At 47.8% G+C, this 23,742-nt stretch carries 16 protein-coding genes; 2 read left to right on the top strand and 14 right to left on the bottom strand.

Going from position 1 to position 23,742, the window contains the following annotated elements; genetic code table 11:
• Positions 1-286: 286 nt before the first annotated feature.
• The 14 genes from KT99_RS05540 to KT99_RS05605 form a co-directional block, all read right to left on the bottom strand.
• On the bottom strand, positions 287-1,054 hold the full coding sequence (locus tag KT99_RS05540) for an outer membrane protein OmpK (RefSeq protein ID WP_005497858.1): 768 nt from the start codon (positions 1,052-1,054) through the stop codon (positions 287-289).
• A gap of 96 nt (positions 1,055-1,150) precedes the next feature.
• Positions 1,151-2,527 (bottom strand): NCS2 family permease, encoded by a 1,377-nt coding sequence (locus tag KT99_RS05545; RefSeq protein WP_005497859.1) that lies wholly within the window; start codon positions 2,525-2,527, stop codon positions 1,151-1,153.
• A gap of 222 nt (positions 2,528-2,749) precedes the next feature.
• Positions 2,750-4,066 (bottom strand): guanine deaminase, encoded by a 1,317-nt coding sequence (gene guaD, locus KT99_RS05550; RefSeq protein WP_005497860.1) that lies wholly within the window; start codon positions 4,064-4,066, stop codon positions 2,750-2,752.
• Between the two features lie 150 nt (positions 4,067-4,216).
• Complete coding sequence (locus tag KT99_RS05555; RefSeq protein WP_005497861.1) at positions 4,217-5,614, bottom strand: nucleobase:cation symporter-2 family protein; 1,398 nt, start codon at positions 5,612-5,614, stop codon at positions 4,217-4,219.
• Between the two features lie 160 nt (positions 5,615-5,774).
• A complete protein-coding gene (locus tag KT99_RS05560) occupies positions 5,775-8,648 on the bottom strand; it encodes a molybdopterin-dependent oxidoreductase Mo/Fe-S-binding subunit (RefSeq protein ID WP_232504252.1) in 2,874 nt (957 codons plus the stop codon).
• Positions 8,648-9,442 (bottom strand): molybdopterin-dependent oxidoreductase FAD-binding subunit, encoded by a 795-nt coding sequence (gene ygfM, locus KT99_RS05565; protein WP_005497863.1) that lies wholly within the window; start codon positions 9,440-9,442, stop codon positions 8,648-8,650. The genes KT99_RS05560 and ygfM overlap by 1 nt, the downstream gene beginning before the upstream one ends.
• Positions 9,443-10,101: 659 nt before the next feature.
• On the bottom strand, positions 10,102-10,560 hold the full coding sequence (gene pyrI, locus KT99_RS05570; RefSeq protein ID WP_005497864.1) for an aspartate carbamoyltransferase regulatory subunit: 459 nt from the start codon (positions 10,558-10,560) through the stop codon (positions 10,102-10,104).
• Complete coding sequence (pyrB, locus tag KT99_RS05575) at positions 10,560-11,492, bottom strand: aspartate carbamoyltransferase (protein ID WP_005497865.1); 933 nt, start codon at positions 11,490-11,492, stop codon at positions 10,560-10,562. The genes pyrI and pyrB overlap by 1 nt, the downstream gene beginning before the upstream one ends.
• Before the next feature lie 114 nt (positions 11,493-11,606).
• Complete coding sequence (locus tag KT99_RS05580; RefSeq protein ID WP_005497866.1) at positions 11,607-12,458, bottom strand: FAD binding domain-containing protein; 852 nt, start codon at positions 12,456-12,458, stop codon at positions 11,607-11,609.
• A complete protein-coding gene (locus KT99_RS05585; protein WP_005497868.1) occupies positions 12,452-12,934 on the bottom strand; it encodes a (2Fe-2S)-binding protein in 483 nt (160 codons plus the stop codon). Before KT99_RS05585 ends, KT99_RS05580 begins: the two co-directional genes overlap by 7 nt.
• Positions 12,931-15,120: a xanthine dehydrogenase family protein molybdopterin-binding subunit gene (locus tag KT99_RS05590; RefSeq protein WP_005497870.1), complete on the bottom strand. Its 2,190-nt coding sequence runs from the start codon at positions 15,118-15,120 to the stop codon at positions 12,931-12,933. The genes KT99_RS05585 and KT99_RS05590 overlap by 4 nt, the downstream gene beginning before the upstream one ends.
• 181 nt (positions 15,121-15,301) lie before the next feature.
• Positions 15,302-16,630, bottom strand: coding sequence for a putative aminohydrolase SsnA (gene ssnA, locus KT99_RS05595; protein ID WP_005497872.1), 1,329 nt, complete (start codon positions 16,628-16,630; stop codon positions 15,302-15,304).
• Positions 16,631-16,641: 11 nt separating this feature from the next.
• Entirely contained in the window at positions 16,642-19,752 is a 3,111-nt protein-coding gene (gene ygfK / locus KT99_RS05600) for a putative selenate reductase subunit YgfK (RefSeq protein ID WP_005497874.1), read from the bottom strand.
• A 424-nt stretch (positions 19,753-20,176) separates the two neighbouring features.
• Positions 20,177-20,770, bottom strand: coding sequence for an NTP transferase domain-containing protein (locus tag KT99_RS05605; protein ID WP_005497876.1), 594 nt, complete (start codon positions 20,768-20,770; stop codon positions 20,177-20,179).
• Positions 20,771-20,794: 24 nt separating this feature from the next.
• Between KT99_RS05605 and yqeC the strand changes: the two genes are divergently transcribed.
• Together yqeC and yqeB are read left to right on the top strand one after the other, a co-directional pair.
• Positions 20,795-21,727, top strand: coding sequence for a selenium cofactor biosynthesis protein YqeC (yqeC, locus tag KT99_RS05610; RefSeq protein WP_005497877.1), 933 nt, complete (start codon positions 20,795-20,797; stop codon positions 21,725-21,727).
• A gap of 33 nt (positions 21,728-21,760) precedes the next feature.
• Complete coding sequence (gene yqeB / locus KT99_RS05615) at positions 21,761-23,356, top strand: selenium-dependent molybdenum cofactor biosynthesis protein YqeB (protein ID WP_005497879.1); 1,596 nt, start codon at positions 21,761-21,763, stop codon at positions 23,354-23,356.
• The last annotated feature ends 386 nt before the right edge of the window (positions 23,357-23,742 follow it).

The raw sequence follows: 23,742 nt of genomic DNA on the forward strand, positions 1-23,742 counted from the left end.
AACTTGAAGGGGGTTCATTTGCTAGAAGATGCGATAAAGGCCGTCGATGAACTTTTTATCGAGTTTTAACCGTTTTTCTTACTATCCTGACACTGGGTCACAGTGACTCGCTTTCATTGGAACACCTAATGGAACATCTATAGAAAGATGCACAACACAAACCAATTAAAATCAATTAGTTAAATCATAAAGCAGAGCCCAGCCCCACCAATCAATAAAAAAGCCCCGACACTTTCGTGTCGAGGCTTTTACTCTTGCTGTATTCAGCTCTGCGTTAAATTAACACTTACAGGTGGTACTGAATAAGGAGCGAGAAGGCACTTTGGTCAACGTCAAGACCGGGAATACCATTGGGTATGCCGTACTTATTCTTCCAGTAATCATATTCGACACCGACATAAAATTGGCCACTTTTGCCATTGATCGCGGCGCCTAAGTCATACTTAAGTTGTGGATTAATGTGCAGCACCGACTCATAAGCGTCTTCAGACGGAGCAAATACCCAGTCAATAAAGCCATCGAACACTATACCAGTGTCACCAAAATCAATCCTCCATGCCGGAGTTACCTGCCAACCATCACTGGCACCTGGTGCTACGAAAGGATTACTCAATTCGCTACGGTAATAGACATTCACATTCAGGTAGCTAAAACCAGGCACGGCCCAATCTGAACCTATCCCATAGAGAATGGTACTTGCCGCAGCATTTCCTTGTTCATATTGCAGTGCCAGAGACAGATCGGTTAAGGGGCCAAAACCTAGTTTGCTATCAAAAATCTTACTGGCACTAAAGCGAGTACCAATCTCACCATAGTTAGCGTGATTACTATCACTTGGTGCATCATTGAAGTAAATAAAGTCTTGGAACGCGAACCAATCCCCGTATTTCCAACCACCGGCGGTTTCTAGCGTAATGGTGGTTTGCTCCGCAGGATCGACCTCAAAGCTATCACCGTAAAGGCCTGTCACACTGAAATCAGACCAATGAATTAAACTATCTGCACATGCTATCGGGCTTGCTAGTAATGCCACCAATATCCATTTATTGTTCATATTCTTCACCTATAATTAACAATTTTTATTTTTTTAAATCGTTAAACGAGTGTAAAGTGACTCGTTTATAATGACTCGTTTAAAAACTGAGCAAGATTAAATTGCCCAACCACCGAGATAAAAAGCAACGAGAGTAATGGCAATAAGCACAGTACCTAAGTTGAGCTTCTTCCACTCACCCGAGATCACCCGACCTATCACCAGCACTGAAAAGCCCAGCATGATTCCGGTAACAATATTACTGGTCAACACAATAAACACGGCGCACATCAAACCAGATAATGCATCCACCGAATCCTTGAGATCTAACTTGCTAACATTAGACATCATCAAAAGTCCGACATACATCAAGGCTGGCGCTGTGGCATAAGCCGGAACCAGATAACTCAGCGGTGCCAAAAACAACATACAGATAAACAACACACCCACCACAGTGGCCGTTAAACCTGTCTTGCCGCCTGCGGCTGTACCCGCTGCTGACTCGATATAGACAGCAGCGGGTGCACCGCCGACCATGCCGGCAAATATACTGCTCACAGAGTCAGAAGTCAGCGCCTTACCCCCATTGATGATCTGTCCATTCTTATCCAACAGGTTAGCCTGACCGGCTACCGCACGAATGGTACCCGTAGCATCAAAGATAGCGGTCATCACCAAAGCAAATACCGTGGGCAAGATCATCGGGTTTAACGCACCCATGACATCCATAGTACCAATCAGGGAGTTCTCACCACCAAAGTCTGGCATGGCAAATAAGCCTTGATACACCACACTCGGATCGAAGATCAGGCCAAATATCGAGATTGTCACGATCACCAGTAAGATACCGCCTGGAACGCGGAGTTTCTCCAGCCCCAAGATGGCCCCAAGACCTATCACGGACATCAACACCGACAATGAAGTAATGTCACCTAACGCAATAGGTAAGCCTTCGTGGGGGTTTTTCATCACCAGTCCGACACTATTGGCGGCGATGAGCAGTAAAAACAGGCCAATGCCGATGCCGGTACCGTGAGCAATACCGAATGGAAGATTAGTTAAGATCCATTGACGAATGCCCGTCACGGTAATGCCGGTAAACACGACCCCCATAAGAAAGACTGCACCTAAGGCAACGGGAATACTGACCCCTTGACCCAAGACTAGGCTGAATGCCAGAAATGCCGTGAGTGAGATGGCACAACCAATAGCCATTGGCAGTTTTGCCCATAAGCCCATCAACAGCGAACCAAAAGCCGCTATCAAACAGGTAGCGATAAATACTGCACCGGGATCAAACCCTGCGATGCCTAACATACTGGGCACCACGATGACCGAATAAACCATGGCCATGAAAGTGGTCACTCCAGCAATGACCTCTTGCCGGACTGTGCTCCCTCGCTCGGTTATCTCGAAATAATTGTCTAGGGTTCTCTTTGAGGCTAACTTATTTTTTTCTAATGATTCATTTCCAACTGTATTATTATCGGTCATATCATTGCTTCCTATTTGCCACAAAGTATGTTCTTTGATAACATCATGCGAGTGTCTACTCAGACTTCAAGCAATGGCACCAGGGCATAAACCAACTGAGATGTAAGCTCTGGTTAGATGTTAAAATTAAAGTTCAATATGACTATTGAGCTTTTATTTTCAGCCCATACTTCCACATATACTCGGCTGCAACAGCCGAGTATTCCAATTTTTGACTCGCGCTTAATTGCGTGCGTAAACTAATTTTCCATCGACATAGGTACGATAGATGCTGCGATCATCACTTAAGGTAATGAGCACAAACAGCTCATCAGCAAGAGACTTAGAGTTGTCATATCTCAATTGCTGTAGAGGGGTCGCGCAGGGATCGATAACCACAAAATCGGCTTCCTTACCTATCTCAAAGTTACCGATCAGGTGATCTAAAGACAGCGACTTAGCGCCGCCTAATGTCGCCAGATAGAAGGCCTCGAATGCCGATAGACGATAGTCCTGCAGTTGCATCACCTTGTAGGCTTCATTCAGGGTCTGCATCATGCTGAAGGTGGTGCCAGCACCAATATCTGTGCCTATGCCCACCTTGACCTTACGCTTCCAGGCTTCTTGTAACTTAAACAGGCCGCTGCCAAGATATAGGTTTGATGTAGGGCAAAAAGACACCGCTGAATCTGTCTCATGCAGACAATCCCACTCACAATCTTCAAGGTGAATACTGTGGGCAAATATACTCTTAGGTCCAGTCAGTCCATGATGATGATAAACATCTAAGTAGCTGGCACGCTCAGGAAACAGCTCTTTAACCCACTTGATTTCACCCTTATTTTCACACAGATGGGTGTGTATATAAGTGTCGGGGAATTCTTTCTTGAGTCTACCGGCGACATCGAGTTGCTCTGGGGATGATGTCGGGGCAAAGCGTGGAGTAATGGCATAGAGCAGACGTCCGCGTTTGTGCCACCTCTCAATGAGTTCCTTGGTCTGGTTGTAGCTAGTCTCAGGCGTATCCAGCAGATAGTCAGGTGCATTTCGGTCCATCATCACCTTACCGGCTATCATACGCATGTTGATGTTTTCAGCCACTTCAAACAGTGAGTTGACTGACTCAGGATGCACGGTACAAAATACCATGGCGGTGGTTGTGCCATTGCGCAGCAGTTGCTTTACAAAGAACTCAGACATCTCTTTGGCATAGTCTTTGTCTTTGTAACGCGCCTCGGTGGGGAAAACATAGTTCTCCAGCCATTCGAGTAACTGCTCACCATAGGCACCCACCATCTCAGATTGTGGATAGTGAATATGGGTATCGATAAACCCGGGCATGACTATTTTCCCCGGATAACTGCGCACCCTGACATCGGCAGGGATCTTGTCTTTGCCCTCTTCCCAGGTGCCGATCCACTCTATGCGTCCATTGGCAACAAACATCAGACCATCTTCAATAAACCTTAGATTCTTCTCTATATCTGCTGGATCATCTACCACACTCAAGATATCCAGGAAGGATGCTCTAATGACTTTTATTGTATGATTATATTCCATCATAAACCTCAATTTATCTCTTATTATCAATATATTGCATTAAAACGCAGACCAAGACTAGTAGCCTGATTTTATTGTTTACATCCAAAAAGTGGCAATACCTCTTATTACCACAGGTGTGATCTACGCATTTTTACTGGCATAAATTCGCTATTTGATTGTTATGACTGATTTTTCATCAGATTCAAACAGATTTTCAGCTTCACTCTCTGCAATCTGCTCTCGCAACGCCTCGCGTTTCTCTGCCGTACACTGGATTTCATCGGAGCGACTGACCCTAAGCACCAGGTTAAGCAGCAAGGCCACTAATGAGCCGGCTGTGATACCTGAGCTGAAGATCACCCTAACTGAGTCGGGAAAACTGTGGAGGATCTCGGGGCGGAAGGTTACCGCCATACCAACGGCTACACCCACGGCTATGATCATCATGTTGCGCTTAGTGAAGTTGATGCGAGCTAAGATACCGATACCCGCTGAGATGATCATGGCGAACATCACCAGGCCAGCACCGCCGAGCACAGGAGAAGGTATGGTGACAACCAGAGCACCAATTTTGGGGAATAGTCCGGCGAACACCATGATGAGGCCGGTTAATGCCACCACATGTCGGCTGGCGACCCCAGTTATCGAGACGATGCCGACATTTTGACTAAAAGATGAGAATGGCGTAGTCCCTAAGGTCGATGCCAAGGCGCTGCCCAGACCATCACATAAGATGCCCCTGGAAAGCTTATCACCGGTTAACTTAGTATGGGTCGCATCACTCAGGGCTAAGAAGTCGCCGGTGGACTCCATGATAGTCACTAGGTAGGCGATAGACATGCCTATGATGCCGCTGATGGTAAAGCTGAGACCGAAGGGAAGTAGACTGGGTAAGGCAAATACCGGCGCGCTACCCACAGGAGAGAAGTCGACAATACCTAACATGATAGCGACCATATAACCGACAAACATACCGATAACGATGGCGGCTGCAGATACTATGCCCTTGCCTAGCTGTGATAAGCCTATGACCACCACCAACACCAGCAAGCCGAGCAGCAGGTTATTATAAGATCCATAGCCCTCTTGGCCGACAAAACCACCGGCGAACCAATCAACGGCCACGGGTAAAATCGTTAAGCCAATAAGTAAGACGACTGTGCCGGAGACGACGGGAGGAAATAACTTTCTGATCTGTGGCATAAACCGACTGCCAATAATCATCACTAGGGAGCCTATTAACGCGGAACCAAAAATCGCCGAGGCCCCGGATTCCAGGCCTATGGAGATAGAAATGGCAACAAAGGTAAAACTGGTGCCCATCACCACGGGTAAACGTATTCCAACCGGGCCGGCACCTTTACACTGCACAATGGTCACCAGGCCCGAGACCATTAGTGCGGCATTAACCAGAATAACCATCTCTTCTGTGCTCATACCGATGGCGGAACCAACCACTAGAGGGACAGCAACAATCGCCCCCATAGCGGCTAACATATGCTGCAGTGCCAACACAAGACTGACACCCATAGGCGGTTTATCTTCAATATTATATAACAGTTTCATCTCGAATCCTTATCTAAACTTGGTGGCAAATAATGCGCTAAGACATCATCAAACTTGGTAGATTTTTAAGTAAACTTCAGATCAAACAGGAACAATTAACAGGTAAAATCGACAACGAACGCGACAAACGTCGCGCGCGCCCTTAGCTCTCCTTAAGTATTTATAACTTTTTCAATCCTTCGAGGACCTTTTCGGCAGTGAAATGCCAGTCACGGATCCATACGCCACAGGCATCATGAATCGCCGATGCAATTGCGGGCGCGGCGCCGTTGACGCCGATTTCAGAGATAGATTTAGCCCCATAAGGACCAACCTTGTCGTCACTCGGGACCAGTACAGCCTTAAATTCCTTAGGAATATCGCCAATCATAGGCGCACCATAGCTCTTAAGGTCACGGGTTAGCGGGATGCCATTTTCGTCATAGATAAGCTCTTCAGTTAAGCTGTGACCGATAGCGCGCATGCTGGCACCATAGATCTGACCTAATGCCAAGTCAGGGTTGATTGGAGTACCACAATCTAGCAGAGCATGGAACTTCTCCAGCTTGATCTCACCGGTACGGATATTGACCGCCACTTCGGTGAAGTTTGCGCCATAAGGGAAGGCGTACTCAGAAGTGGTGAAACAACCATTGGTAAGCAGTTGCCCCCAACCTGTGCCGCTCTCGGCGCGATGGGCAATATCGTCGTAACTGACTTCACCTTGCTTACCTTTCACCACGCCAGGAGCCGCAAGAACCACATCTTCGACGGCCTCCTCCAGCATCTCGGCGCCACAGGTTAAGATCTTAGTGCGCATGGCTTCGGCAGCAATTTTGGCGGCATTGCCGGAAAAACAGGTACCCGAAGAGGCGTAAGCGCCCTTATCGAATGGGGCATGATCGGTATCACCTGAGTGTATAGTGATCTCATCGATGGGACAGCGCAGCACCTCGGCGGTGAGTTTGGCTACCACAGTGTCGAGTCCGGTACCGATATCGGCTCCACCGGAGTGAACGATGAAGGTGCCATCGGATGCCATCTTAATCGAGCAGTTAGCCTGATCGATATCTGGAATGCCCGACTTCTGCTGAATAATCGCCACTCCGCGACCAATGCGCCAGTCGCCATCCGCTTTCTTTTCACCATCCCAGTTAATCAGCTCACGTCCCTGCTTAAGGATTGGCTCTAGGGCACAACTCATGGCTCTTGGCGCCGTTGCCGGCATCTTACCTTCGCCGATAGCGCCCAAGATCTTAAGTTCCTGACCTTCACGAACTCGATTGATCTCAACCATCTCCAGATGATCGATACCCAGAACTTCGGCCATCTCAGCCATCGCCATGGTCAAGGCAAAGTTACCCTTAGGTGCACCGTAACCTTGATAGGCGCCGGTGGGGCAGATATTGGAGTAGTAAGTCGTCACACGAAAATCGACATTGTCACAGGGGTATAGAGGCAATGACAAGGCGGGGCCATTACAAGGCACCGTCAGGGCGTGGTTACCGTAAGGACCCGTATTAGCAAGAAAATCCATGTCAATCGCGGTTAAAGTACCATCTTTTTTGGCACCTAATTTCACATGCACCTTAGCCACGTGACGGCTAGAGTTAGCGATAAACTCCTCTTCACGTGTGTAGTGAAAATACACGCCTCTGCCGGTGACCCAAGTAGCCCAACCACAGACATCTTGCAGCAAGATATCTTGCTTAGAACCGAAACCTCCGCCGACACGCTCCTTGACGATATGCACCTTGTTCTGCTTAATACCGATAATTTTAGCCACCTGACGACGCACATGCCAAGGCACCTGAGTCGAGTCGTGCATCACCAGACGATCGCCATCCATATAGCTATAACAAATATGGGTTTCCGTCGGTAGTTGCTGTACCTGTTTAGACTCATAAGTACGCTCTATGATGTGATCGGCTTCGCTAAACCCTTTGGCAAGATCGCCAATATGACCACGGATGCTGGCCGCAATATTTTTCCGCGGGAAACAGCCAATGGGGAAATTAATGATCACCTTACCGTCTCTGATATCGGCATTTTTATTTTGTTCATCCAAATCATCAGGTGCGCCAACAATATACTCGATGGGACCATTGTGGATAATGGGCGCATCGGCGGCGCGGGCGTCATCTATGCTGATAACAGGCTTGAGGACGTCATATTTAACCTCAATCAGCTCGAGCGCTTGCTCGGCTATCTCGACGGATTCGGCCACCACGGCGGCGACTCTATCACCCACATGACGCAGCTTCTCACAGAACATGCGTCTATCTAATGGCGAAGGCTCGGGGGCAGTCTGACCACCTGGAGTGTAAGCAATATCCGGACAATTTCTATAGGTGATGACAGTCACCACCCCCTCCAAAGCTTCGGCTTTGGTGACATCTAAGTGAGTGATCCAAGCGTGGGGATGCGGACTGCGGAGCATCTTTATCACGCAGGCATCTTTAGGGATCCTATCTTCTACATAACAAGGTTTCGCCTGCACCATTTTAGCCGAGTCTAACTTAGGCGTGTTCTTACCGATAAAGGTGAGATCGTCTCTGAATTCTGGCGCGTACTGCTTATCATGCTCTGGGTTTATCAGGCGATTTACCGCTAGTTCAATAACTTCATAGTATTGCTGGTAACCCGTATCACGGTTGAAGATACCTGTTAGCGCATCATCAATCTCGTCACGATTTGGATTAGGGTTGTGCTTAAGAAGTTCAGTTATGATCAACGCCATGGCTGGATCGTTGTAACCAGACTGCACCACACCCACATCTACCATGGCTTGTTGAACATGGTTCAGCTGATTCCACTTACCTAATGATTCTGCCGTATAAATCTCGCAGCCCTCAAGCTGAGCCGCGATCAACAAGGAAGCGTTCAGTAGGCGACCATCGACTAATATCACGTCGGAACCAGCAAAACCAAAACCATCATCACTGTTTCGTACCGAGTGAAAACCTGCCTTGTGCAATAAGGTTTGGACATTATCACCAAGACGACAAACAAGCTCTTGATGGCGATCATTGATTGTTAGGTTAATGCTCATCATTAAGCCTCCTTTACTAGGCGTTGGCATTCGGCAAACAAATCCGTCACTAAAATGCCTGAAATATATTGCTTATAATCGACGCTGCCGCGAATATCGGCCTCAGGGAATACTGAGTTTGCCACCGCTTTTTCCAATTGCTCTTCGGTTAATTTTTGTGCCTCGATATCTCTCAATCGAACAGGAATACTGTAGCCAGCTCTGCGTGGTGAGACACCATCGATGGCGATCACACTTTCACCAGCCTGGTCTAAAGATACGGCCACATTGATAATAGAAAGGCCCGCCGCAGAGCGAGTCAAGTTGTAGGCCAGACAAACCAGATTGACATCTGGGATCACCACCTGAAGGATCAAGCCACGGCTGGCACTTTCCAGGTAATCTTCAATACCCATCTCTCCGACTTCGGCCGTCACTATGCGCGTCTTAAGGGCGATCAAGACGGGCAACAATAAGGCTTCTTCTTGAAAGGCGGCGATCTCTCCGCCAATAGTGGCTTGATTACGTAGGTGTTTTGAATAAATGAATTTTGCTGCCTGCTTTAATCCATAGGGAGTCAACTCATTGTCCAGCACAGACTGAACCCGACACATGGCATCGATATACAGGGAGTTGCCGCGCAACTCAATGGATTCCAGGGCTAAGTTATACAGAGAAATCGCAACGGTTTTTTTCGTAAGACTGGGTCTGGCATTGAGTTTTGAGCCACCAGCAAACCAGGTTGCGTTGGATCCATGCTCCTTCATTAAATTCAGAGCTTGATCCGTGTTGCTCGGCTTAAAAAAGTGTTCAATCATAGTACTTCCCTTCTCAAATGAGCTTATTTATCAACCATAGCAACATGGTTTTAAAATAAGTGATGCAATTGAGTTAACTAGTCGCAACATTTGCGCCAGAATCATGATTGAATGGGTTATTGTTTTTTTTTGTGATTTGCATCAAGTTTATGCCGTCGTCGATGCGACTCTTGACGGTTTACGGCAGCATAGCGACTCAGATCTAAATATCTGTAGCAGAAGTTGGCCTGATAAAGCACGAAATAGCGGGGGGGAATGGGACTTAAGTGAACGATTAATATCAAGGGCTATCAAAACAATAATAAGGGCTATCACTTTGATAGTGATAGCCCAAGCTGGATAAGTTTGGCCACAGGTAAATTATGTCACCTCAGCAAAGCTCTGGTGTGATACCAATTCCATTAAATTTATGATCAATTCAGAGCTTTCTCAGGGCTTTAAATTCAAGGCGCATTGTTGAAAAAATGGTTATTCCCTTTTGAGGCAATGCAACGCAGAAGTGGAAGTCCTGAGAAGCTCACCTAGTGCGGGTTTAAAAGCACTTTATGCTGCGTAAGTGGCTCTCGATATAGAATAACTATTAGCTTCAATCCCCTTACTTGCCTACAGCGTTTTTAACTCCCGCTGAATGATCACTTATCTTAATGGAACTGGTATGACTAATGAAACTCGCGGAACACTCCGGAAATAAATGATTTCTCACAGTAATGGCACTTAAGCTTAACTCCGACCCTCTCCTGCTTGATATTGAAAAGGCTGTCTACTGGCTCATTATGGCTGATACAGTTGCTGTTAGGACAGGTCAACACCCCAGAGATACTCTCGGGAATAGCCACTTTAAACTTGTCTACCACTTCAAAGTTTTCGATCACATTGATGGTCGCCTTAGGCGCGAACAGGGCTAACTGGTTGGCCTGATTTTGATCGAATACCGTATGCTCAATCTTGATCAGATCTTTAAAGTCGCCGCTACTGGTGGGCAAGTTTAAGCCTATAGTGAGTCTCTGTGGCCCCTTGGCAAGTTCAAAAAACCTCAAGATTTTAATCCCTTGCCCGGGTGAGATATGGTCGATAACAGTACCATTTTCAATGGCTTCGACTTTTAGCTGCTTCTTCATTACTCATCTCCATATTCGTTGGTCAACACTAAAGCCAACAGTGCTTGGCGGGCATATACGCCATTTTCAGCCTGCTGAAAGTAATAGGCATAAGGTGTGTGGTCTACATCTGTGGTGATTTCATCGACCCTGGGCAATGGATGTAATACCTTAAAATTGTCTTTCACTCCCTCCAGCATCTTAGCGCTCAAGATAAAACTGGATTTCAAATGCTGATATTCAGTTTCATCGAAACGTTCCTTCTGCACCCGGGTCATATACAAGATATCTAAGTTATCGATCACGCCGTCTAAGGTGTCATGTAAGGTAAACTTACACCCTTTGGCATTAAGATCATCGATAATGTAATCGGGCATCGACAGTGCAGAGGGAGAAATGAAGTGGAACTCACAATCAAACAGGGATAATGCCTGGGTCAGAGAATGCACAGTACGACCATATTTAAGATCACCCACGAAGGCCACCTGCAGCTTATCTAAAGTGCCTTGGGTCTCATAGATGCTGAACAAATCGAGTAAGGTTTGCGTCGGATGCTGATTCGAGCCATCACCGCCATTGATCACCGGAACCGAAGAGAACTCACTGGCAAGACGGGCGGCCCCCTCTTGATTATGGCGCATAAAAAACGCGTCGCAATAGGAGGAGATCACTTTTACCGAATCGGCCAAAGTTTCACCTTTCTTACCCAAAGAAGTATTACCACTATCGGGGAAACCTATGATACTCCCCCCTAGCCTATGTACCGCGGTCTCGAAAGACAGGCGAGTTCGCGTCGAGGCTTCGAAGAAACAGCTGGCGATAACCCTGTTTTTCAACAGATCAGGATGAGGGGTTTTTTTCAGTGTTTTGGCGGTAGAGACTATCAGTTCTAATTCAGAACGAGAGAGATCAGATATGGAGATTATATGTTTATTATATAATGGGTTACTCATTATTGCTGTGTCCTTTTCCGACGATGAAATCGGAGAGGAATTGTACATCTTTTAGGTCAATGAGTATAGTGATATACACTCATTGACCTATGATGTTTTTTAGTGAGCTTGGTATTAGCCTATATTTTCCAACCATCGCCGCAAGAGGTTGAGTGCCGCACAGCGGCGATACTCGGCGGTTGAACGATGATCATCGATAGGGGCTATCTTTTGGCTATAAAAATCGATGATCTTGTCGATGGTTTCCGCTTGTTGCAATATGGCGGCACTCTGGCCAATCAAGCCCTGCTCAAACTCGACATTGCGGACCACAGTTGGCCCTATGGCACCGAATGTCAGTCGCCAATCTTGGATGATGCCCGATTCTATTCGCACCCCGGCTAATATCGACAACTTAGTCAGCGCATTGGCCTTGCGGGTCCCGACCTTATGATATAAATAGTCATCAAACATAGGCAGAGTCAGGCTCACACTGGTCACTATCTCATCGGCTAACCTCAATGTCTGACCCGGACCCGAGATAAACTCCTCTATGGCTAACTCCCTTTTACCACCGGGACTGCTGAGTTCGACACGCGCATCGAGCAAATACAGGGCGGGCAACATGTCGGCCGCGGGCGATGCATTGCAGATATTGCCTACTAAGGTTGCCCTATTACGCAGGGCCGGCGCCGCGATTCGCTTAGCCGCATCTTTAATCATCGGGGGAACAGACTCATGGGCGGTCAACTCATATAATGTCACCCCAGCACCTATCACTAGCCTAGGTTCACGGGTTTGATTATTGAGTTCAATCCCCTTGATCTCGACAATATCATCGAGAAACACCACAGCATTATCGCTGTCATCATAGTGAGTCATTCCTTGCACCATAAGATCTGTGCCACCAGCAAATAACGTAGCACAGTGTATGGCATTCAACTCAAGCGCCTTGTCTAACTTAGTCGGACGATAGACGTTTACCATATGCCTTCTCCCTTTCTGGCCGCAATTTTAGCCGCTTCGACTATCATGGCGTAACCGGTACAGCGACACAGATTGCCGGCTAACGCTTCTCTTATCTGCTGATCCGTTGGCGTAATATTCGCACAGACACGATTGTCCAGCAGATGATATATGGCTAGCACCATGGCGGGTGAACAGAAGCCACACTGTACCCCCTTTGCCTCTAACAGAGCATCGATAACGCACAGGCCCTTAGGCGTATTCCTTAAGCCTTCTAAGGTCACCAGCGCCGTTCCTTTCGCTTGAATGGTGGGAATTAAACAGGTATTGACCAGCTGGTTATCCATGATAATCGAGCATGAACCACACTCACCTTCACCGCAGCCCTGCTTCGGTGAGGTCATCCCTAGTTGTTCTCTTAAGGTATGCAGTAGAGGCTGCAGTGGATCGACATCCACCTTGACTCCCTGACCATTAAGCTTAAAACAAATCTTCATCGCGCTACTCCTTGAATCTTGCCACTTGTAACCGTCATATTGCCGAGGCATTGCTTCTTCACCCCATAGAGGAGATCACACACCACCTCTGGCGTAATAGGGATCGATGAAATAGGCAGGCCGATAGCACTCTCAACCGCGGCACAATAAGCCGCAGCGCCGCCATTATGGGTCAACTCGCCTCCCCCTTTAGCGCCCTTAGGCCCATATTTGTAAGGATTATCGACTAATGCGCTGCTGATCGCGGGCACATCCATCGACGTAGGTATCACATAATCGGCCATGGTGATTTGTTGGAATTTACCCTCACTGTCTAAGGTCATCCGCTCTAAACTGCCATAGCCCAGCGCCTGGACAAAGCCACCATCTATCTGGCCCTTAAATACCATTTCATCTATCGCATGGCCCACATCATAAACGGCCCACAGGCCGGTGATCTCAGTTTCCCCCGTGGCTGGGTCCAACTCGATCTCAACGATATTCATGCCATAACTGGTCACCTGATAGGCATTTCCCTCAAACTTTTCTTGATCCCATTTATGGTAACTGGGCTTTTTATAATCTTCTTCGACGCATTGCTCGGTACCATTTATCCAGATACCGGCCAATTTCTTTGCGGCGACCTCGATAAGGTAGCCCACAATGACAATTGAACGCGATGCGACTGTGGGTCCGGAATCAGGCACCACACCGGTATCGGCGGCTGCGAGTCTGACTGAGGTTAATGGCACTTTCAGCGCATCGGCGACAATTTGACAAAATGTCAGGCTGAGTCCTTGGCCTAAATCTGTGTTAGAGACCTGAATCTCAACCTCATTATCGGCCCCCTTCACCAGACGCACTTTGGCCTTGACTAAGGTATCTTCGAGATCCCCGGCGAAACCACAGCCATGCTGAAACATGGCCAAGCCGATCCCTTTTAGCTTGTCACTCTTGTTTGATTGCTGACGGTAAGCTTTGGCCTTCTCATGGTAATCACTGGCCTCACAGATCTGCTCATACATCTGCTCGAGCACTAAGTCACCAAAGATGCTAGCCCCGGTTAACGTCGTCGAGTCAGTGTTTAACAGATGATCATGTTTAAAGTCCGCCGGCTCCAAGCCAAGTTGCTTGGCAACATGACTGAGGTGGGTCTCTATGCCGAAGCAAGTTTGCGGGGAGCCAAAGCCTCTAAAGGCACCGTTAGGTGAGGTGTTTGTCGCCCAAGCTGTTGCATCGACTCGCACATTGTCAATCTCGTAGACATTGATACAACTGGTGATCGCCCTCTGTAGCACTATGCCCGATAGACTCAGGTAAGCCCCCGAGTTTATGTCTATCTTCACTTCCATGGCGACTATCTTGCCCTGTTTATCGACTCCGGTGCGGTAATGAAAATCGATAGGGTGGCGCTTCGAGGTGAAGGCGATATCTTCACTACGAGGCAAGATGAGTCTTATGGGCTGACCCACACGCTCAACCGCAACACATAAGGCACCGGCAAGCACATCGGGATAGTCCTCTTTGCCACCGAAACCACCGCCGGTGGTGGCCTGAATCACTCGTACCTTATTGTGACCCAGCACCACAGAGATACAATGATGCACATACCAGGGACACTGCATCGAGCCTTCGATAACAATCTTGCCATCCTGTGGATAGCCAACCATGCCTTGTGGCTCCAGGTACATATGCTCCTGATAGCTGGTAGACAGCGTCTCTTCGAAGATATGCTCAGCCTGGGCAAAGCCGCTGTTCACATCACCTTTATTGATCCTGTGGCTATCAAATTTATTATCTTGTCCATGGATGGCACCATCGGTGAGTTTTTGTGAATCAGGGAGGGTGAAGGCAGGTGTAAGAGGTTGATATTCTACGTGTATGGTGTCTAAGATCTGCTCGAGAACCTTAATTTCAGGTCCTACCACAAGTAAGATAATTTGACCTAGATAACGCACTTCTTCATCGGCAAAAACGGGCCAATCCGCCTCCACCATCTGCAGCACGTTGCGCCCTGGCACGTCTTTAGCGCCAAAGACAAAGTAGCCTTCGGGTAAGTCCGGTAGCCTAATACTTTCGATCTTACCTCTTGGGCATGAAGAGCGAAACAAGCGCCCTTCCAAAAGATTATCGAAATGACGGTCGGCAATAAACTTCGCATCTCCGGTAGCTTCTTGCCATTTAAATTGCGTTTTATCCCTTTTCATAACGTTCTCTTCTTAGCTGTATTTGTGGTATTGCACCAGATACGTATTGCTAATTAGTGCACCCATGGGCGATACCAAATGAAACACAATAATGAAAAAGGGAAAAAGTACCTGCTGTTAATATCGAGAGGCTCAATGCCTCTGTGAGCAATACTTCTCCCCTATTTCAAACGCTTAATTGTTAACTGAGCTTATCCATATTGGTCCAGAGACGTTGAGCGACTTTCCTTGCCTCGGCGTAGATTGGCGCAACATCGAATGGGAACTGGCGATCTTGGTAGACGAAGCGTCCCTCAACCATCACAGAGTTAACGTTACCGGCATTGATACCGAAGGCGATATGACCGGGTAAGTTATCTGCCAATAAAGGTGTAGGGCTCATGTAATCTAAGATAGTAAGATCTGCCTTATTACCCGCTTCGAGTCGACCGAACTTAGCACCGAAATTCTTCGCTAAGATAGTATTACCCAACCATAAGTTACGCAGGAAGCTGTCGGGCCATAATGGTCCGCCACTGTCTCTGTGCTTGAAGAATGAGAACTTAAGTTCTTCAAACATATCGGCGCCGATACCGTCAGTGCCTAGCACGACATTATCGAACTTAGCCAGCTGATGGTTATAGCCCACATTGTTGTTCATATTCGAGCGTGCGTTATGAGCTAAAAAGCCGCCACGAGCATTCAAGATCTCAATATCTTTGTCCGATAAGAACAGGCCGTGAGCCAGTAAGGTCTTATCATTGATTAGACCGAAGCTATCCAAACGCGCAACTATGTCTTGGCCATAATGATGGTGACTGTGGGCCACATCATAGCGGTCTTCGGCTACATGCATATGGATACCACGACCCGTGACCTTGACGGCTTCGGCCATCATAGACAAGCCTTCATTGGTCACAGTAAACGGCGCATGGGCTCCGATATGGGCCTCAACCAGATAAGGTTCATCGCCCTTCTTCTTAGCCGCATCTATCAGCTGAGCGAAGGCGATATTTTCCTCGACGCCGGCTTGCATCTCTTTCATGCCAGCGTTTCTGTCAGTGACTTCGTAACAGGTCATGCCACGAAGACCGGCCTTAATGAAACCGCTACGTAAGGTCTTAAGTGAGCCCGCGATATAGTTAGGTGATGCGTGGTGATCGATCACACTCGAACAACCATTCTTAATCGCTTCGAGTGAACAAATTAGGCCACTGTAGTAGACCGCTTCCTCATCGAGGGCGAGATCCAGACGCCACCATAGGTTCTTCAGGATTGAGATAAAGTCGGGGCTAGGCTTAATATCAGCCATCACCCCTCTCGCTAGGCCAGAATAGAAGTGATTATGGGAACACACTATCCCAGGCATAACCAGTTTTCCTTTCATATCCGTCACTTCTGCTTGCGGATATTTACTGCGTAGGTTTGGCCCCACCTCTTTAATCGTAGTGCCATCAATAAGGATATCGACACCTTCTTTAACGAAACATGGTTCAAATTGAACAGCAGTTGCATTTTGTAATAAAATCATAAGACTATTCCTTATTCACCTAGTTGACCAAGTAAGTAATCATGCTTGGTAACCACGAATTTGATGATGCGTGAAATATCACTTAAGCTGTCAGGTAGCGTAAAATGCTTGCAGTCATCTAGCTCGCAGGTGTAGATCTCTTCATTGGCGCGAACCGTAAGACGCTCGTCTTCGACGAGGAAGCCGCTATTTTTACTGGCGTTCATGTCTGCTAACGAGTTAAAGATGGTCAACTTGTCATGGTAAGGACGACCGTTCCACGGACAGAACTGAGCACAGTTACCACACTCGTTACAGTAGGCATCGATATGCAGTATCTGGAACTTATCTTTAAAGCCCGGAACTGCCAGTGAGATATTGGCGCGGTTAGGACAGACATCCACACACTTAGAGCAGACATATGAACACTCCAGGCAGCGCCTTGCTTCTTGCTCAACGAAGGCGTCCTGATCGTCGGAGCCGACCAGCTTAACTTGGATCTCGGCTTTTCGCTGGTAGATATCCTCAACATCAAAATCTGACTTAACGTGATACTGACACTCAATAACAGCCTCTTTAGCAAGAATTGATGTAGCCGCTTTGCGACCACCAGAAATCGCCGCAACGATAGATGAAGGGCCAGTGCTTGCGTCACCTATGAGGTACACATTCTCAAGGCCTGTCTCGCCGGTATCGGCAGAGACGATTGGCCAGCCGTCTTGACCCATAGGGATACCGATCTTGCTCAGCACATCGCAGTTACTCTGCTCACCGACCGCGGTGATTAGCGCATCGACATTGAGCTCAATAGTCCTATCGGTCGCCACTGGGCGGCGACGTCCCTTAGCATCTTTCTCACCTAGCTCCATCACGCGAGCGACAAGCTTGCCATCTTGGCTAAATGACTCAGGGTTAGTGAGGAACATGAACTGCACGCCAGCGGCTAATGCTTCATCATACTCATCTTTATAGGCTGGCATCTCGGCGACTGTACGACGGTAAAGTACCGTGACTTGCTCAACGCCATCCACTTTAAGTGCAGCGCGAGCACTGTCCATTGCCGTGTTACCCGCACCAACTACGGCCACATGCTTACCCAGCTTGTTATCACCACTATCGAAGATACCATTATTGTACTGGGCCAAGAATTCGAGTGACTTGAATACGTTAGTGTTGCCACCTTCGAGTGAGATTGGGTTGCCTTTGTCGGCGCCTATGCCTACACAGATATACTTGAAGCCACTCGCACGCAGTGCATCGACAGTTAAATCTGTCTTACAGCCATACTCTATGTTCACGCCATGGTTAGTGACAAACTCGATATCGTGCTCAATCGCTGCGGCAGGAATTCGAAAGTGAGGAATGATGTTCTTGACCACACCACCGGCATTGGCTTCTTTTTCAAAAATAGTAACCGGGTGACCCGCACGCGCTAAGAAGTAAGCCGCTGACAGACCCGCAGGACCGGCACCCAATACGGCGGCAGGCGCCTTGTCTGTCAGACTCGGCTGATGCCACTTAGCCTTATATTCATCCCAACCTTTCTCCAGAGCGATCTTCTTCATCTCTCGAATATTTAACGCGCCTTCATAGTCACGACGAGTACAGTTATACTGACATTGATGATCACAGATCTGACCCGTGATGGCCGGCAGCGCATTACGTGAATAGATAACCTCGAGGGCCTCGGCATACTTTTTCTCGCCCATTAGGCGTAAATATTCTGGAATATCTTGGCTGATAGGACAGGCGGTAACACAAGGTGCAACCGAGCAGTCAGTTAGAGGCAAGGCCTTATTAACTGTGATATCTTCGGGGCCACGCCACTCTTTTTGGGTGTAGTCGACCGTCAGTGATTTCTTCGCCAGCTCGGCTAGCTTAGGGATATTGACCTTAGTCATGCCCCACTCGCTGCTATTGGCAAGCTCGTTGACGCAATCGGTTAGGCGCATGTATCCACCAGGCTTAAGTAAGTCTGTCGCCATAGTGATGGGACGGATACCCGCTTCGAAGATCTCTTTAATATTAAACTTGCTCGCGCCACCTGAGTAGGAGATTGGCAATTCACCATCGAACTCAATTGAGAGTTCTAGCGCCACATTGATGGAGAGGGGGAACAAGGCACGACCCGACATATACATCTCTTTATCGGGTAGACGGCCTTTCTTGTTGAGCGTACCTAAGGTGTTGGTCAGCTTAACGCCAAAGCCGATATTGAGCCTTTTACCTAGATCGACCAAACGATGCAGCATGGCTTTAGCCCCATCGATCTGTAGATCATGACTAAACGACTCTTCGCTCAGTACCACATGGGTAAAACCTGCATTATCTAAGATTGAACGTACACGCTTAAAACCTAATAAGGTTGGATTGAGTTTAACGAAGGTGTTTAACTTCTTCTCTTCAAGCATGTACTGACAGATGGCTTCAATCTCAGTTGGCGGGCAACCATGCATGGTTGAGAGGGTGACGCCCTTAGAGATCTGTGGAGAGATAGCGTTAAGCAGACCCTCGATTCGATTAGCCGCAAGTTTAACCCCGTATTTCTGCTCGAAGTCAGCTGCTGTAACGAAAGACTTGAGCTGTTCAATATACTGGGCAAACAAGGGGTGCCTGCTGGAGTCGATCATATTATCGATAAAGGCCTGCATAGGTGCAGTCTTGATGCCGTCCAGATCGTAGCCAACACTCATATTAAATACAAATGACTTCTCTTCACCGTCAGCAAGAGGCTGGAACACCTCTTCTAACAGGTAAAGCGCAACCCAAGCTTTAACATACTCATCATACGCCTTAGGTAAGGTGAATTCACTTGACCACTCGGTATTGTAACACTCATCTTCCGCATCAATACACGGCTTAGCAATCTCTAAGGTATCGAGCTTTTGAACCGTTTTTAGCTCCATAAAACGGCCGCCGGCTAACCATGAACAGATAATGTTCTGCGCTAGTTGGGTATGAGGACCCGCTGCGGGGCCTACGGGTGTTTGGCAATTCTCCCCCCAAACCGCGAGCTTATTAGCATCATTTTTACGATAAAACTGCTTGGCGGGGATCCCGAATATCGATTGACTCTGTTTGAACTCACTGAACATACGATGAAGTAGTTCGTCAAACGGGACGGGACGCATGATGTCTCCCATGGTAAATCTCCTGATTTCTGTGCTGTTGTTATCTACAAAGCCGCTACATTTCATCAAGCAATGATAAGGACTCTTAAGTTAGGAATGACCTTTGTTAAGCAGACACGAGCAACTACCACGCCAAGGTGACATTTTTTACAAATAAGCAAAAAAAAGCGTGATCTTGGTCAAGATTAAGCGATAAATATGACTCTTTTATCTGACATGGCAAGCTAACGAGGTGATAAAACCAGCAGAAACAGAAGCTTTGTCGCTCAGCGAGACAGGAGATGATCTCCACCGAGTGATCTTATCTATCAATTTGATAAGTTATTTAGGATCTGAGTCACATCAGAGCATTTATTTTAACGTCATAGGACATTTATCAAGACCTGATAAGTCATCGAGGGGGAGAATCACATCAGAGCATTTATTTTAACCTTACTTATAGGACATTTATCAAGGCCTGATAAGCCTCTGGGGTATCGACATCCTGATGGATCACCGGCGTAGTCAGCCCCATATAAGTCACGGTTTTCCTGTTGAGGATGGACTTCATTTTACTGCCAACCGGCGCCGCTATGATGGCCAAAGCTAAGGAGGAAGGCAGCAACACAGGATGACCACTATGTTCAGTATCTCCCGGAAACAGGCTAGATTCGCCTCTTAGTTGCCACATAGCGCGAAACACATCTGCGCCTATGTTGGGCATATCACCGTGGGCAATAAAGAAGTGTTCGCTGTTAACCTGAGCCACTCCAACCTGAATAGAGGCAAACATGCCTTGAGTAAACTGCTCATTGAGTACCACCAAGACATTGGCACGACCACGATATCGCTCAAGCAGTTCCTGACCCCTATGGCCTGCAACTAAGATGACTCGGGAGCAAAAACTCAGCGCATTTTCAATACTTTGATCAAGTATTGTATGGTGACGATATGCTAGCATCATCTTCCAGTCCCCCATACGCGATGACAAACCTGCAGCTGGCATCACGCAATCGATATCCTGATAAACAGGCACTGGAATCAATGACATGCTGGTATTCTCCTGGATAAATTTATGATGTTACTCGACGCTGTTTATGATCAAGCTCAAGCCTCGACCCAACTGCTGGCCCTCGTCGGCGGCGGCGGTAAAAGCACCACAGCCTTTGTGCTTGCCCGCCAGGCTAAAGCCCGAGGGTTAAAGGTATTAATCACCACTACCACTAAGATGTACCAGCCCAGCTCGGACCAGTTCGATACTATCATAGACGCTGAGAATCTAAGCTATCAAATTGATAGCCATGATAGCTCGGCTAGCCAAGCTGACCGTCGAGCGTTTGTTTTTTCCACAGTCGCTCCAGGCAGCGGCGATACGACCGAGTCAGCGCCTTTACGGGCAAGGCACTATACTCCCTCACCATGGCCGACAGCAAACATCTGTTTTTGCTATCAAGACATAATTGAAGACACTGAAAATAAAGAAAAAAACAAAGTAACAGGCTTGTCATTCGCCATGTTGAACAAGTTAAAATCCGCGGCATTATTCGATCTAATCATCATAGAAGCCGACGGCGCAAAACACTTACCGATAAAAGCCCCTTCTGGGCATGAGCCTTGCATTCCTTCCTTTGTTGATACTGTGATTGCGGTCACCGGTTGCGAAGTGATTAACCAGAAAATCGATCCTAGACAGATCCATCGTTGGACCGATTTTCAACATATCACCCGATGCAAGGCTGGCGAGATGCTGGATCAACAGGTTTTGGGTAGGCTAATAGCCCACGAAGACGGCATGTTTAAACACGCTCCCAACAGAGCAAAGCGAGTCTGGATCATTAATAAGGTCGAACTTTCACCTAACTATATCGCAGTGAAAGCACTCGCAATGGCTCTACTCAGGCAGGAGATGCGGCTCGACGTCATCTGCTTAGCGAACATGCAAGCCTCTATACCCATAAAAGAGGTGATGACTAAAAGGTCAATCACTATGAGTGACGAGGACGGATGAATTAGCCGCCTCCTTTCGTACAAGGTCAAATTTATGAATATTTTTGCTCATGCTGCTGAATTAGAAGAACTCAACATCCCTTTCGCCATGGCTAATATCCTCGAAACATCAGGCTCGGCTCCCAGACATCAAGGACAGATGATAATTAAAGCCGACGGCACCACACTAGGTACCATAGGTGGCGGCATGATTGAGCGCTATGTTATCGAACAAGCCATCGAGGCTATCCAACAAAGAGAGCCTAGAGTGGTGAAAGGCCGCATGACCCGCACCGGCCCCGATGCCATGGACATGGATTGTGGCGGCTCTATGTCGGTACATATCGATGTATTTGGCTTAAAGGCCCCGTTAATTCTTATCGGTGCAGGCCATGTCAATCGAGCCGTGGCTCAGGCCGCCCATGTCTTAGGTTTCGACATCACAGTCGTCGACACCTATGCCGACAGCTTAGCCGAAGATAACTTCCCACAGGGCAGTAAACTTGTCTTTGCTGACACCATGGAACAGGCCATCGATAAGCTCACTATCACGGCGCAAAGTTATCTGGTTATCGCCACCAACCATGAAGATAAAGACGCCATCTCTAAAATTGTCAAACAAGATGCCAAATATATTGGTCTGATGGCCAGTAAACGTAAGTTACAGACTCTGGTTAGTCACCTGAAAAATATTGGCATAAGTGATGAGCGAGTCCAAGCTGTATATTCTCCCATCGGCTTTAGCATAGGGGCCGAGACGCCGGAAGAGATCGCTGTCAGCATCATGGGCGAGATATTGAAGGTCAAGAATGGTGCCGCCGGCGGCCTGATGAAAGATGACCCGCGCATCAACCGCAAACGTTTAGTGCTGATCCGCGGCGCCGGCGATATCGCCACTGGGGTTGCCGTACGTCTGCACAATGTCGGCTTTAAGGTGGTGATGACAGATATCGCTAAACCAACGATTATTCGTCGCTCCGTCTCCTTTGCCCAGTGTCTATTCGATGATACCGCCACAGTCGAGGGGATCACCGCCAAGAAAGCCCACTCTTGTCATTCTGTCTTTGAGCTCATCGATAAGGGCATGATCCCGGTGCTGGTCGATGAAGAATGCAACTTCGCAGCAAAGTTACAGCCAAACTTTGTGGTCGATGCCATCCTGGCTAAGCGCAACTTAGGCACCACCAAAGCACTGGCGCCACACACAGTGGCACTCGGTCCCGGCTTTATGGCTGGGGTGGACTGCGATGCCGTTATCGAAACCAATCGTGGCCATCACTTAGGTCGCATCATATATCAAGGTGAGACAGCCCCTAATACCGGCATTCCGGGTAACATCGGTGGCTACACCCATCAACGCGTATTAAGAGCCCCCGAAGCCGGCACCATGCGCTGCCACGCCTCCTTGGGCGACATAGTCAAAGAGGGCGAGCTTATCGCCCAAATAAACGACACCCCCATCATAGCGCCCATGTCCGGCAAAGTCAGGGGCCTGCTTAATGAAGGGCTAGAGGTTCATCAAGGCTTTAAAATTGGCGATATTGACCCAAGGGGAGATAAAGCCGACCACCTGAGCGTATCCGATAAAGCCCGTGCCATCGGCGGTAGTGTGCTAGAGGCATTACTCCACTTAGATATGCGCAGCCTATAACGACTCCAGCCCAAGATTTAACCAACCATGGTTGGCCTTGAGCAACAGGCAAGCTTAAAGCAAGATTTAGTCGAGAGTTAGACAAGAGTTAAGCACCAGCGATTCAACCTTAGGGAGCCAGCAGGCTCCCTTTTTTGTGTCTAATTTCCATAGGTATAAATGAACCCACGGTGGATTATCTAGGGTACAAGCTAGAGGTACTGAAATAACCAGCGCCAAGACCAAAGCTTATTATCAAGAGTATAAGTATCAACATGAAACTGGACAGTATCATGGGCATAGCACCGATTAGATGGGGTTGATGCGCGAGTATTGAACCTGCTGGGTGTTCTCTTGCTTAAATAGTGAATAGTGAGATGAACGAGCTTGAGGCGACTCAATAGCCA

This window comes from Shewanella benthica KT99 (assembly GCF_000172075.1).
GTDB lineage: Bacteria > Pseudomonadota > Gammaproteobacteria > Enterobacterales > Shewanellaceae > Shewanella > Shewanella benthica_A.